Origin of the sequence: Mesorhizobium sp. B283B1A, from assembly GCF_020165735.1 — a bacterium.
In the GTDB taxonomy this organism is placed as follows: Bacteria; Pseudomonadota; Alphaproteobacteria; order Rhizobiales; family Rhizobiaceae; genus Mesorhizobium; species Mesorhizobium opportunistum.
In genome coordinates this window covers 52299-66438 of record NZ_JAIUIQ010000026.1, presented here as the reverse complement: position 1 = coordinate 66438, position 14140 = coordinate 52299, and the positions used below count along the sequence as shown (strand labels likewise).

Sequence of the window (14140 nt, the reverse complement as noted above, 5' to 3'; positions counted from 1 at the left end):
GCTAATCCCTTGCTAGTCCTTGGCCGTTGCCCAGCCCAGCATCTGTTCGAACAGTGTCTTGTAGCCGTCCCAGGCGATGAAGCCCGGAGGCAGCCAGTGCGGGCCGACGTCCGAGGTCCAGGCGACGGTCCGGCCCTTGCCATATTTGCCGGTTACCAGCAGCGGCAGCGAACGGTAGTCGGAAGATACCGTGGCCAGAACCTCCGCACCATCCTTGACCGTGACCTCGTTGAAGCCGAGCAGGATCGGCCAATCCTTGCCCAAGCCCTTGAGAATTGGATGATCCTGCGGACCGACGACGGCCGGCGCATAGCCCTCCGGAACCTCGACACGGTCGTCGATGGGCAGGCACGTGACCGGCAGGACATCCTCGACCGGCGTCTTGTGATAGCGCGCGCCGCCGTTGATCCCTTGGAAGCTGTAATAGCCGCCGAACATCAGCAGGCCGCCGCCATTGCCGACATACTCGCGCAGCAGGCGCAGCCGGTTCGGCGTCGGCTTGGAATGGATCCAGGTGTCGGGGTGAAGCAACAGCGTGTTGGCGCCGAGATCGGAAAGCACGACCGCGTCATAGGCCGAAAGCGCGTCCATGGTCTGCGGGAAATTCCGCTGCGCCTCATGCGCCGGCATGAAGGTGACGTCGAACGGACCGTCCTTCAGCGCGGCCAGCAGTTCATCGGCGCCGGTGTGATAGGTCACGGTCGGAAACTGGTCGAAGCCCTTGATATGGGTCGCGGTCGAGACCCAGGACTCGCCTGCGAGAAGAACTTTCTTCCTGGACATGTATACTCCCTTGATTGCTTGGAGCCGCGGCTCAGGGGCCTTCGGCGAACACGGTCTTTGGATTGTCGATCAGCATGCGGTCGATGGCCGACTGCTCGACGCCATGGCGTTTCAGCCTCGGCACGAAATGCTTGAGCAGGAAGCCGTAGCCGAAGCCGCCAAAGCGCGTCAGCATGATCTTCAAAAACACGTCTTGCGACAGAAGAAGCCGATCGATCAAGCCCATGTCGATCAGCGAGCGGATTGCCCGCGCATTCTGCTCATCCGAAGGCGACTGCGCATCCTGGTCCGCATAATAGAAATCCATGCCGATCATGTCGTATTCCAGGAAGGCGCCGCGCGCGGCAAGGCTTCTCTGGTAGGCGAGATCGTCGTGGCTCGGGTTCATATGGCAGAGCACCGTGTGCCTGAGATCGGCGCCTTCCGCCTCGACCACGTCGAGCACGTCATGCGCCAGCCGTTCCCAGCCGGGCAGGTGGATGGTCAGCGGCACGCCGGTTATCCTGGCCGCGCGCGCCGAGGCCCGCAGTGATTTGCGTTCCTCGTCGGTGAAATCCTTGCTGACGCCGACCTCGCCGATGATGCCGGCCATGATCTCGGGCTGCGCCGCCCCGCCGCCGACATCGTTGACGAGGAATTCGGTGACATCGTCGACGTCCATCGCCCTCAGCCAGTCGGGGTGGGTGTGCTGCAGGTAGAAGCCCGTGCCCATGACGATCTGCAATCCGGAACTGCGGGCGATGCGCGCCAGCTTCACCGGATCGCGGCCGATGCCGATATTGGTCGCATCGACGACGGTGTGGCCGCCGAGCGCCCTGTACTTCGCCAGCTCCGAAAGCGCTAGGTCGCTGTCGTCGAGCGAGACGTTGTCGCGGTTCATGTAGGGGTTCATCCGCAGCTCGCCGATGATCTCCATGCTGACCGGCTGCTCGGCGATCTTCTTCTCGTCGGGATGACAGGGGCATTTCCAGGATGTCGAGCCATCGAGCAGGATATGCTCATGCATCAGCGTCACGCCCATGTCGGCAATCGCGATCGGGCCAGTAACGGTCATCACGGTGCCGGAGCGAACACCGATCGGCGCCCTTTGCCTTGGCGTGTCGTCGAACAGATGATCCATGTCAGCGGCTCCGCGTTGCGCCCTTGAACAGCCGGAAATTCAGCCAGATGGCAACGAGAATGATTGTGCCGGTAACGATCGGCGTCAGGAAGGGCGACATATGTGCCAAGATCAGGCCGTTGCCGATGACCGCGACGGTCAGCGCGCCGAGTATGGTGCCGATGATCGTGCCGCGCCCGCCGAACAGGCTGGTGCCGCCAAGCACCACGGCGGCGATGACATCGAGCTCGAAACCCTGGCCGGAATTCGATGAGCCGGAGCCGAGCCGGGCCGCCAGGATGACACCGGCGACCGCCGCCGCCATGCCCGACAGGATGTAGACGAAGAGCGTCATGAAGCGTGTGTCGACACCGGCGCGGCGCACAGCTTCGGCATTGGCCCCGATGCCGGTGACATAGCGGCCGAACGGCGTCTGGTTGAAGGCGAGATAGGCGACGATCAGGACGAGTAGGGCGAGCAGCGCCGGCACCGGCACACCGAGAAACCAGGCCCTGCCGATGTTGACGAAGAAACTGCTCGGTTCGACCGGGATCGAGTAGCCGCCGGTGATCAGCAGCGCCACGCCGCGGATGACGGAAAGGCCGGCAAGCGTGACGATGAAGGCCGGTATGCGCTCATAGGCGATGAAGAAGCCCTGCAGGGCGCCGATCGCCGCTCCAAGCGCCAGCATGGCGACGACAACCAGCGGCCACGGCAGGCCGGCTTGGAGGGCAACGGCCGAGAGCGTTGCCGTCAGCGCCAGCACCGAACCGACCGAGAGATCGATGCCACCGGTGGTTATGACGAAGGTCATCGCCGCCGCGACGATCAGCAGCGGCGCCGACTGGCGCACGATGTTGAGCAGATTGGGCGTCGTCAGGAAGGATCCGGTGACCAGCGAGAAGATCACGCAGACGACGATGAAGAACAGCGCGATGGAGACGACGCTGCCATTGGCTATCGCCACATCCTTCCATGTGCCCTGGTGGGAGCGTTTGGGCGGCGAAACGCCGATCTCGGCGGACGGCGAGGTGGCATTCATGGCTGTACCCCCTCATCGCGGCTGGCACGCGCCGACCGCGCATTGAATTTTCGGCCGACGATCAGGTTGACGACCTCCTCGATGCTGGTGTCGCCGATCTTGCGCTCGGCGACATTGCGGCCCTCGTACATGACCTGGATGCGGTCGCAGACCAGGAACAGATCCTGCAGCCGATGGGTGATGAGGATGACGCTGACGCCACGGGCGCTGACGGCACGGATGAGCTCCAGGACCGCCTCGACTTCCGCCACCGCAAGGGCCGCCGTCGGTTCGTCCATGATCAGCACCGACGGGTCGAAGGAGGCGGCACGGCCGATGGCGATCGACTGCCGCTGGCCGCCGGAGAGGTTTTCGACCTTGAGCTTGGTGTCGGCGATGACGATGCCGAGGCGGTCGAGCATCTCGCGCGTCTCGCCATGCATGCGCTTGTTGTCGAGAAAGGGGACGCCAAGAACGTGGCGGCGCGGTTCGCGGCCGAGAAAGAGATTGCCCGCCACATCCACCGTGTTGCAGAGCGAAAGGTCCTGGTAGACCATCTCCACCCGGGCGGCGCGGGCATCGGCCGGCGAGGAAAAGGACACGGCCTTGCCGTCGATCTCGATGCTGCCGGCATCCGGAATGACAGCGCCGGACAAAACCTTGCTCAGGGTGGATTTGCCGGCGCCGTTGTCGCCGACCAGGCCGAGCACCTCGCCGGGCTTCAAGGTTAGTGAAACATCATCCAGCGTCTGGATGGGGCCGTATCGTTTGGAAATACCGGTCATCCTGACGCGGTAGGTCTCGCCATCGCTCATCATGGTTCCAGTTCTCGAAGGACGACATGTTCAATCGGTCGCGGGGCCGCGCAGGCAACCATCAGGTCGATGCGCGGCCCGGCGGTCCGGGGAGGATACTACTTGAACATGTCCTTGAACTGGCCGACATTTTCCTTGGTCACGATGGTGATCGGAACATTGATGATCGGGTCGATCTTCTCGCCCTTCTTGAGTTTGCCGAAGGCCTCGATGGCGGCCTTGCCTTCGCCAGCCGGATCCTGCTGGACGACGGCGACCACCCAGCCTTCCTCGAGACCTTGCACCGCCGATTTGGTCAGGTCCCATCCGAACACCTTGACGTCGCCGGTGCGGCCCTGGCTGGTGACGGCGGAAACCGCACCGAGCAGTGCCGGCTCGCCGGTCGCATAGAGCGTCGTCATGTCGGCATTGGCGGTCATCAGGTTTTCCGATGCGGAAAGGGCCACGTCCTGCACGTTCTGGCCGTCGACCGTATCGAGGAAGGTGACCTTCTGGCCGCTGTCCGCGACGGCCTTCTTGAAACCGTCGAGGCGCTGGTTCTGGATGAAGGAATTGAGCGCGCCGACAACGCCGATCTTGGCGGTTCCATTCATCTTGGTCTTGACGTAGTCGGCGTAGAATTTGCCAATATCCTCACCCGCTTTGGTGTTGTCGACACCGACGAAGGCGACATTGTCGCCATTCGGGATCTGCGCGTCGATGGCAATGACCGGAATGCCGGCGGCCTTGGCCGCGGTGATCGCCGGTTTCACACCGTTGACATCGATGGCGACGAGAATGATGCCGTCGACCTTCTGGGTGATGTAGTTCTCGATCGCGTCGTTCTGCGCGCTCGGCACGTTGTTGGCGTTGAAGATGACGAGGTCGACGCCGGCAGCCTTCGCCGCGGCTGTCGCTCCGTCGTTGATCTGGTTGAAGAAAAGAGCCTGCTGGTTGATGGTGACGAGTGCATAGGTCTCGGCCATGGCGGAGCCAGAACCAAGCGCGAAGGTCATGGCGATGGCCGCGGCGCAGCCTGAAAGGATCTTTGTAAGACGCATTCCGGTTCCCCTTGGTTTTGCGAAAAAGGCCCTTGATCGGGCTCACATGGCGCCTGAGCGCATGGACATAATTCAAGATACTTGATTTCTTGTCAAGTGACTTGAATTAACGTCGGCGAAGGGAGGCCGGGGCGCGCCTGTCAGAATGTCGCGGGCGTGTTCACCCAGAAAATGCTGGCGCGTTCGTCGCCGACATTGCGGTACCAATGGGGCAATTCCGAATTGAAGACGAAGGAATCGCCGGCGGACAGGCGAAACGTCTTCTCACCGACCATCAGTTCGATGGCGCCTTCCAGGAGATAGCCGACTTCCTCGCCCGCATGCTGGATCGGGCCGGCGCTTTCACCGCCCGCCTCGATATGATGGATATTGCACTGCAGGAGATGGCCCGGCGAATAGGGAATGACACGCTCGAGCGAAATGCCTTCGCCGCGCCGGAGCGGATCGAGCGCGATCAACGGCCGCGCTCCAGCCCGAAAGACGATGCCTTCCTCGCCATCGGACTCCTCGAACATCCAGCCAATGTTCGTGCCGAGCACCTCGACAAGCCGGTGAAGCATGGGAAGCGAGGGCGAGACCTTGCCGTTCTCGACCTTGGAAAGCAGGCTCTCGGAGCAGTTGGCGGCGGTGGCGAGCGCCTTCAGGGTCAGGCCCCGTGTCTGCCGGGAGAGCTTCAGCCTCGTGCCGAGCCGTAAGAGGCTGGTGGCTGTCGAGCGCTCGTCATTGCCCTTGCTGTTGTGGGTATCGATCTTGTTCATTGGGGGAGGCGAACATCTCCGCTGGTTGGGCCGACTCGTAAAACTGATCCGACGCGTTGTCCATCCTGCGATCATGGGCAACGCATCGGATCGGCATCACGGACCCGTCCAGGGCAAACGACGCGCACGCCGTTTCAATGCTTGCCAGGGAGGCGGCTTTTCATGCCGGTTCGCGCTTTAGGGGCATGCAGGCAACGGATCATGATGGCTCTCCACAAAGTGCCGGCCAATATGCCGTTGCAACAAAGGGATTGGTCGATAGAGCCTGATGAAGGTCGGCGAAAAAAGGAGCCACGAATGACGTTTGCGAACTGTAAAGTATGCGTGGATACCGGATGAGCGATGATAGCTGCATCAAATCTGCGCGCTTCGTTCCGTAAAAATGGCCGAGGATCCACGAGCAAAACGGGATCAATAGGGTGCCATGGAAACCGGGGACCCGCCATCTGAAAAAGGGTGCCGAATTCTTGATCTTCTAGAAGCTTCCCTCCAACCTGCCAGTGATAATACGCGTGCAATTCATTCGAGGCTTGGTTGGGTTCGTGGCGATCGAAATGAAGTGCGAAACGGCAAATTTCTCCTTTGTTGTTCAAACCGTCCATAAGCACTTGAGCGGAACAAACCTGTACTCCAGCAAGTCCGCCATCGTCGTCGAGTTCAAGCTCCAACTCTAAGATAGCTTCATCGAATTGAATTCCAGCGGGTCTTACATGTGCGGTAGTGTCAATTGCCAATCGTGCCGCAAAATTGATGCATGTTCGGTTCGCTCGCGTGAAAACAGCATTCGGCCCCCAGCCTTTGAGAATATCGGCACGCTGGAGGAGGTCATGGAGGTCGGCAAGGTCACGATCGAACGGCATCGGGCTAATTAAGCTTTTCCCTCGGGTGGAGGCTTCGGCAGCCGGATTCGGTCGCGACTGTCTTGTGAAAGAAGCGGTGATGTCCGATTTCGCTTGGCTTGCTCCAGGCACCAAACAGGCTCATCTAACCAAGGGGGAACTGGCGAACTGAGGGTAAACGCGTACCGAGAATCGACTGGAACCCGGAGATCTGGATCATCGGTCGACACGGATAGCAGCCAAGGGCGGTCTCCGGGACTCTCCTTGGTTGGCTCAATTGCGTGCAGCCTAGGATGGCCGACGGCTGATAGTGCAGCCACGCGGTCAACCGCCGACAGTTTGAATGGTGGCTGCGAGTGGACGGCAGCCCACTGCGCCAGCACCTGATCCATCCACCATCGACAAAATCCACTTCTGGCGGCACCTAAATATTGGCAAGGATGGAAGAACTCCATCACGCCCGGCCAATCGGGTGATTTGCTGACATCTATTCCGAGACGTACCGCCAAGAGTTCCTCATTCACGAGGAGACCAGGTACATCAAGCAGTTGTCGCAAGAGAAAACTCACCGCCTCATGCGGTTTTCGAGCTAGCTCGGCCTCGTACGCAACTCTAAACCGTGAGTGCATACGCGCGTACTGGTCGGCGCCGAGGCCTAGTATGTCGCGCGGTGCGTCGGCGGCTTGAACCGCAGCGTAGAGTTCCGGCAGGGCCGCCAATTTTGCACGGGCAATTGGCGCAATATCGCCAACTGTTTCCTTGTCGAAGCCAAGATCGAATATATCCGCAGTGCTGTTGTCTCCCGCCAAGTAATCTTGAAAAACTTGAGCCGCGCACAACCTTACAACAGGACGAGGCTTTTGGCCCTCCTTTGGCCACAGGGCTTGGAGCAACCGGAGATCTTGCGCAAGCCCTGCGCCAGTTCCGATAAATCGGACACCTTCGTTGCTAACTTGGTCCTTGAGGTTGATATCTAGAATAAAGCCATCGATTCCTCCTTCCAGATCTGCTTCATTCACCAACAGCTTTTCTCGATCTGGCCACACCAAGTCAACAGAAAGCTCTCCGTCTTTCTGCAGTAGCTTCTGGTAACGTTCACCATCACTTCCCACACCCATCGCATCGTCAATAAAGAGGTAACGCAGCATCGTCATTCCTTATGCGATACGGGCGGAAGTGTCACGATCAAACAGGTAACGTAAGTTTCGGGTGCCTTGCCTATAGAAACAGTACCACCAGCAGCGAAAACTATGTCACGAACAATCGCAAGGCCAAGGCCAGATCCAATTGCCGCTTCGTCATCTAATTCAAAAGCTCGCTTGGCTGCTGTCGTTGTAACGAATGGATCAAACAAAGTGTTCTCTACCTCCGCAGCAATACCGTCGCCGTTGTCTGCAAACTCGATCAATGCTCCTCCATCAGGGCGCGTTGCTAGCCGTAACAAAATGCGTCCAGCACGGCTTGCCCTCTTAATCGCCTTAATTGAGTTTGTTGAGAAATTCAGAAAGACGGCAAAAAGCTCAGAGCGGTGCATCGGAGGTGATATTATTGTACCATCCCCCTCTTCAATCTCCATTGTGACGCCGTTACGCTGAAATACTGTATTCATAGCCGATCGGAATGAAGTTGCTATTGCGTAGAGATCCTGTGGCTGCCGCTCGCGAAGAGTATTTTCCTCGGTCATTGACTTATATAGGCCCGTAAAGGCGCGCGCTTGGTCCAAAAGTGTCCGTATGGCAGAGGCCGCGTCTAGCCGCTCTGCCTCGGTTCTTCCCGATTCCAACAGCACAGCCAGACTTGCCCGCATCGCTCCGGACAAGCTCGAGAATTCATGTGTGAATTGGCCGATTGCCAAACCCATGCTCGCCAGAACTCGCAATAGGTCTATCTCTTTGAGAAGGGCGTCACTCTCCCTAGCTCTCCTCGAAACCTCTTCGGCCGAAGCCGTTGCCCGTTGGAGCGCGGCGCTTGCCACTGGCGAGATAGAAGTACCGCTTTCGATTTCTTCTCGGACAGTTTGCAGTGCTTCAGTGAGGGTTTGTGCAATAACTATGCTTGGCGGCCGTTCTCCAGGTTGATCCACCGGCGGTTTGGCGGGCCGCTCCCTTTTTAGGTCAAGTCGTTCTCGCTCTGCATCGATTTCTCGGACGCCCGCTATTATCGCTGCGTGCATGGCATCCACGAGTTCGTTGAACGCTTCGCTGCCTATAAGGCCTTCTCGTGACGAGGTTTCCTCAAACAGACCACTCTCGTCATCGATCGACACCGAGCCAAGGAAGTTGCGGTTTCGCACTGGAGCCAGCGTTCGGGTTCGCCTTGATGACGTAAGGTCTAGGCCGAGCCAATCGTCTCCCTCCTGGCCATAGGGCAACACGCGAAAGCCATTGCGGTAGACGCGAATTCCACCGTGTGTTGCGAGATAATTCTGGACTGTTCTGAACACAGCAGGGGGAAAATATCTGCTCTCGAGAAGATAGTATTTGGCAACCATATCGGTGCTACGCGCGAACGCAGCTTGTGCCCTTTCTCCATCACCAAAACGGAGATCACGGGTCTTGATCTGGATTTTCAGCGCAGGGCAATTCAGCCCCCAGGTCGCGTGCCCCGATTCATCGATAGTTGCTCTGATCGTGGCGTACGCCTGCTCTGCTACTTGGCTCCGGATATCAAAAATTTTGTGATCTGAGCTGTCTCCAGTGAAGCTCACCGCGAATTCAGCGCCACTGGCAGCCTTTGATTTCGTCTGATCGCCAAGGTCGATGAGTTCAGCGATGTGTTGAAAGGTTCTTTCAATTGTCGCTGGTGGCCAATTGTCCCGGAGTCTTTCGATCCGCAATGTTGTTCCGTGGAGGCGCTCCTTCGGTACCATCGTGATAGGTGCTGAAATGGCGCCGAGCTCTTTGCCGGGAGCGAAGCGCTCCCAATCGATCTCGACACGTAAGGCTGACGACGCGTCAACGGTCGCCGTCGTTAGCGTAAGCTTCTTCCCGAGGCGTTCGGCGGCGAACCTACCAATTCCCTTGCGGCCAGCGCGACGACGCTTGAATTTCTCTGAAACTGGATGAGCAATCTTGTCATCGGTCGCTAGGCGCATGAACCCCCGGACCAATTCCTCTGGTGTCATCCCTGCTCCATCATCAGCAATTTCTATGTAGTTTGCGTGTGAGGGATTCGAAATGCGTACGGCAACGCGTGTTGCGTCTGCGTCGTAAGCATTCTTAACGAGCTCTGACAAGGCGGTTTCATGGCGCGCAACGAGCTCTCGTCCAAGACGGGCAACCAAGCCAGCGTCGACGGAAAACCGCGCCCTGCTAGTGTCAGTACTGACCAATGCACTAGCGACCTCTGCAATCCGCTCGAAGTCGAGATCTGGCTTGTCCAGCTCAGCTGCCAGAGCTTCTCTTAGATCAAATTGAGTTGCCAACGTAACTCCGATAAGCTCCGAAAAAGATTCCTGCTTAGATCGACCGACGCTCCCGTGTACGCCAAAGTACGCCAGCTAGTCTGAGTTTTTGTCCGCAATTCCCCTGCGCGCTCGGAGGATAGAGAGTTGCTTCCGCAAGTCTGTTTGAACACGAATCCAGTCCGCGCCGAAAAAGTGCGGCAGAATGATCCCATCGGCAAATAACGTCGCTGCATCTTGACCCTCGGTTCTCATTATGTAGTCAAGACGTTCAAAGCTCTGCCTTTCTATGGAGGTTGGCGGGATTAACAATGGCAGCCTTCGCGCATCCTTCAATTCAAACTTAAGGACACCTCCGCCGTAGACTCTCCCAAGACGTTCCGCCTCAAGCTGCGTGAACGTTGTGAGCATGCTTGCGCAAATCGTGAGTGCGTGAGTTGGATCGCGGTTGATAAACGCAACACGATGTAAGGTATTTGTACACACAAGCCCCGGGTCGACAATCGCCAGCCGAGGCCCCGAGTTGTTCATATAGGTAAATATCGCGTCGCAAGTTCGCCCCAACTGCACGCGCCACCATGGGTCCCTCTTTGAGAACCAGAGCGTCCCGCGCCGTTGCTCCTTCGAAACAGTTGCTAGATATCGTCGAATTGCGCCACCTCTTGGCCCAAGTGTCTCCGGGAGAAGTAAGAGGGTGCGTTCTCCCTCTTGGGCGAGCATGCGCATTTCGTGGCTTGTGACAGATAACCCCCGGACATGACGGGCGCGCGATACGATGGGCAGCAGAGCAACTCTGGGCAGGTCGCGTTCACGGGCCTGAGTTTCGGAAATTACGAAGGATCTATTTGCGCCGGTAACGACTCCAATTTCAAGGCGGGCTAAGTCGCCAAGAATTTGGCTCTGGACCGGTTTGTGCGGCGTGACAGCGGCGCTAACAGTTTGCGTAGCCGATAGTGAAATCGTGTGCCGACGAACCTCAGACGCGGGGCCGAGACCGAACCCTTCCGCCAGAATGATCGCCGGGCGCTCCTGGGCCGCTCCCTCCCATTCAACGGGTCCATCTACTGCGACAAGCGTTACGGTTCGAAACCGTTGGCGTAGAATTTCCAGCAGTGATGCTGAGTAATCGGTGAAGGCAATCGCACCTGGCGCAATTGACGCCAGGCGACCGCCGAGTTTCAGGTAAGAAAAGCTCGCGAGAACGAAGTAGACCCAGATCCCAGGTGCTCCCGTTACTACGTTGGCAAAATCCGATCGCCCCTTCAATTCGTTTCGGATATGACGGGGCAATTGGTGGTTGCGGGTAAACGGTGGGTTTGCAACGATTGCGTCCACCGGTTTGATGCTTTCTGGCGGCAAGTTGAGGAAATCGGCATTGTGGATCGTAACTGGGCTATCTGAAAATTTGGCTTGGGCGGCGCGACAAGTATCTTCATCGATTTCGTACCCGATCACCCGACCACCAGCGGCAGCATCAAGGTTCTCTAGGACTGCCTCGACAAGCGCACCACGACCAATGCTCGGCTCAAGCACTGTCGCAGTAGGTGATATCACTGCCCAACCGGCCAGATATTGAGCCAAGTTGGCAGGCGTATAGAAAGCGCCAAGCGCTTTGCGCTTTCTAACCTGCACTATGAGAGTCGTCCCCAAAAATCGCGTTTTGCATACAACCTCTGGCCGCAGTCGACTCGGTCAGGATAGTCGCTCAAAATGGCAAGATAACCCTAAAGGAACTCGTTCCAAAGCGCAAAGGTGCCAGCGGAGCAAATGGGCCAGCCGCCCTCAGGCCGCTTCGCGTTTCAGCGCCTGCGCCATGCAGTGGATGCCGCCGCCGGTCTTGGAGATCTCGCTCATGTCGACTGCCGCGACCTCGAAGCCGCGCGCCTTGAGCTGGCCGATCAGCGTTTGGCTGGAGGTCGGCGCGATGACCCGGTCCTTGCCGAGCGACATGAAGTTGCAGCCGAGTGCCATCGTGTCCTGGAACGGCACGTCGATGATCTCGTGGCCCTTGCCTTTCAGCCAGTCGACGATGCCGGGCTCGGTGCAGGCGAGGCAGACGGCGGTGAGCTTCTCGGCGATAGGCACCACCATCAGGTCGATATGGACGTAATACTCGTCGATGAAGGCGATGCGTGTCTCCCAGCCTTCCTTTTCGAACCAGGCCTGCACCTGGCGCGCGCCTTCCTCCTGCGTGCGGGCGCCGCCGCAGCCGATCAGCACCACGCCGTCCTCGATGACGTTGAAGTCGCCGCCCTCGAACGTGCCCGCCGTGACCATGTCGTAGATCGGGATGCCGAGTTTCTCGTAAGTGCGGATCGCGGCGTAGTTCTCGCCGCGCCGCCACCAGTTGGCCATGGCGGTGATGATCGCGCCATATGGCGTCATCACGCTGGAATCGCGCGAGTAGACCTGCATCGGCAGTTCCGGCGTCGGCTCGTGCCAATGGATGTTGACGCCGAAATGCTCATAGGCGGCGACCAGGTCCTTGTGCTGCGCCTGCGCGATCTGGACGTTGCAGGGCGCCTCGCGCAGATGCTTGCGCGACAGCGAACTGGTCGACAGATGGCGCAGGAAATTCGGCGAGCCAAGCAGGACGTCGGTCAAGACGTCGGTTTCGTTGGCGAAGCCCCAGACGGTCAGCGGCTTGGTGCCGCCGGCCGGGTTGCGGCGCTGCAGCGAGAACGGTTCGGCGACGATGCGATCATGGACTGTCATGGGGTTCTCCTCGTGCTTTGATCATGCGGTTTGGTCGGGTTGACCGCTCGGTATCCACCAGTCGCGGCCGCGCGCGGTGGTGACATATTCGGGCCAGCGGAAATGGATCGGCGGGTCGTAGTCGCAGAGCGGCGCGATCCAGTTCGTCCCGCCGATGCCGCCGCCGGTGCGGGTGACGAACTCGTCCATCGCCGCATCGCGGGCTTTTCTGTCCTCGAGCAGGCGCAGTGCCGCCAGCGCGACCGTCTTGGCCGCACAGATGACCATTGGATCGATCGTCGCGGCAATGCCGCCAAGCGCGTTCATCACCCACGCCGGGTAGGGCTGGCCGCTTGCCGACCGCAGCGCCGGACGGGCGACATAGAACCTCGCCGTCGGCGCATGCCAGCTCATGTCGGTGTAGTCGTCGGAGGTCGAATTCAGCTGCGACGGCGGCAGGTCACGGCGCAGGATTTCCTCGGCCTGCCTGGGGTCGATCAGTCGCTCCAGCTCGTCGATGAATGGTTCTTCCGTCGCGGTACCCCCGGCATTGACCTGGATTTCGCGCGCGACCGCTCTGGCGGCCTCGTCCCAGTGCGGCGGCCCGACCGTCGACAGCGCGGCATAGGCGATCTCGGCCATGGCGTGGTTGGCAAGCCCCGGCCGCGATTTCGATACCCAGTGACGCTCGAATCGACAGCCGCTGATCGCGGCGGCGGCCGTGGCATTGCGATCGAGCACGGCAGTGACCTGTTCGGCCATGGCAATGGTCGGCACGCGGATCATGTATTGGATCTCGGCCAGGCCCGCCGGCAGATTGTCAGCGGTCGCCTGGCCGGCGGTCAGGATCGCCTCGCTGATCGACCAGCCGCCCTGGTGCGGCAGCATGGAATCGCGCAGCGCCTTGGAGGTCATGTACATCGTCATCAGCGCGTCGTTGGCGCCGGGCGCCCGCACCGCCGAATGCGCCTGCGGGATCGGTGCACCGTCGCCTGCGCGAACCCAGTTTTCGGGTTCGTCGCACACAAAGCGGTAGATCATCGAATAGGCGGCACCGCAATGCGTGTCCCAGCGCGCCGTGTTGCAGAGCGGCAGCATGTAGAAGGGATGGAACGAAATCATGCCGGCAAGGCCGTCATAATACCCCTTGGCCGCGTGGATCGGCTTCGAGCCGCGCACCTTCTCGGCGGGTTCGCCGGTGAAGCGCAACGTGCCGGCAATGCCGTGCCGCTGCATGGCCGCCTTGACCGCAAGCAGGCCGCCGAGGCTCGCCATGCCGAGCCCTGAATGCGGATCGGTGTGGCCCCCGGCCTTGAAGCCCAGGCCGGGCCGCGGCTGCTTCACCGTCACCGCGTCCTGGCAGTTGCCGGGCACCGCGTCATATTCGGCATAGAGGCCGATCGTCGGCCCGGCGCCATTCGTCCAGTGGGCGCAGAACGCGGTCGGCATGCCGCCCGAGCCTTCCTCGACGGAAAAGCCCTCATGCTTCAGCCGCGCGACATACCAGGCGGCCGACTGGTATTCGCGCCATGCGGTCTCGCCGAAATCGAAGATGGTGCGCGTCCACTGCGACAGCGACGGCTGGATGCCGTCGAGGCAGGCAAGCGCGGTCTCCTGCGCTGATGTCGTCACCGGTTTGTCCATGCGGCAAAGAAAGCAGTGAAGCGGCTCGCCAAAAAGTGATATGT

Annotated in this window: 12 protein-coding genes; all 12 read right to left on the bottom strand. The window is 59.7% G+C overall.

Annotation, left to right across the window (positions count from 1 at the left end):
- Positions 1-12 precede the first annotated feature (12 nt).
- The gene (locus tag LB577_RS21690; protein ID WP_224688259.1) at positions 13-783 is read right to left on the bottom strand and encodes a glutamine amidotransferase; all 771 of its coding nucleotides are present in this window, start codon (positions 781-783) and stop codon (positions 13-15) included.
- A 31-nt stretch (positions 784-814) separates the two neighbouring features.
- A complete protein-coding gene (locus tag LB577_RS21685; RefSeq protein ID WP_224688258.1) occupies positions 815-1903 on the bottom strand; it encodes a phosphotriesterase in 1089 nt (362 codons plus the stop codon).
- Position 1904: 1 nt separating this feature from the next.
- On the bottom strand, positions 1905-2924 hold the full coding sequence (locus LB577_RS21680; RefSeq protein ID WP_224688257.1) for an ABC transporter permease: 1020 nt from the start codon (positions 2922-2924) through the stop codon (positions 1905-1907).
- On the bottom strand, positions 2921-3721 hold the full coding sequence (locus LB577_RS21675) for an ATP-binding cassette domain-containing protein (protein ID WP_411969313.1): 801 nt from the start codon (positions 3719-3721) through the stop codon (positions 2921-2923). Before LB577_RS21675 ends, LB577_RS21680 begins: the two co-directional genes overlap by 4 nt.
- 95 nt (positions 3722-3816) lie before the next feature.
- Positions 3817-4758, bottom strand: a complete 942-nt coding sequence (locus LB577_RS21670; protein WP_013896446.1) for a substrate-binding domain-containing protein — start codon at positions 4756-4758, stop codon at positions 3817-3819.
- Positions 4759-4898: 140 nt separating this feature from the next.
- Positions 4899-5516 carry a cupin domain-containing protein gene (locus LB577_RS21665; RefSeq protein ID WP_224688255.1) on the bottom strand — a complete coding sequence of 206 codons (618 nt, stop codon included), beginning with the start codon at positions 5514-5516 and terminating at the stop codon, positions 4899-4901.
- A 134-nt stretch (positions 5517-5650) separates the two neighbouring features.
- Positions 5651-6376 (bottom strand): hypothetical protein, encoded by a 726-nt coding sequence (locus tag LB577_RS21660; protein WP_224688254.1) that lies wholly within the window; start codon positions 6374-6376, stop codon positions 5651-5653.
- 8 nt (positions 6377-6384) lie between these two features.
- On the bottom strand, positions 6385-7503 hold the full coding sequence (locus tag LB577_RS21655; protein WP_224688253.1) for a hypothetical protein: 1119 nt from the start codon (positions 7501-7503) through the stop codon (positions 6385-6387).
- Between the two features lie 2 nt (positions 7504-7505).
- Positions 7506-9779 carry an ATP-binding protein gene (locus LB577_RS21650; RefSeq protein ID WP_224688252.1) on the bottom strand — a complete coding sequence of 758 codons (2274 nt, stop codon included), beginning with the start codon at positions 9777-9779 and terminating at the stop codon, positions 7506-7508.
- Positions 9780-9854: 75 nt separating this feature from the next.
- Positions 9855-11390 (bottom strand): N-6 DNA methylase, encoded by a 1536-nt coding sequence (locus tag LB577_RS21645; protein ID WP_224688251.1) that lies wholly within the window; start codon positions 11388-11390, stop codon positions 9855-9857.
- A 150-nt stretch (positions 11391-11540) separates the two neighbouring features.
- Positions 11541-12473 carry a dimethylarginine dimethylaminohydrolase family protein gene (locus LB577_RS21640; RefSeq protein ID WP_023764372.1) on the bottom strand — a complete coding sequence of 311 codons (933 nt, stop codon included), beginning with the start codon at positions 12471-12473 and terminating at the stop codon, positions 11541-11543.
- Between the two features lie 21 nt (positions 12474-12494).
- Positions 12495-14096 (bottom strand): amidohydrolase, encoded by a 1602-nt coding sequence (locus LB577_RS21635; protein WP_224688250.1) that lies wholly within the window; start codon positions 14094-14096, stop codon positions 12495-12497.
- Between the last annotated feature and the right edge of the window lie 44 nt (positions 14097-14140).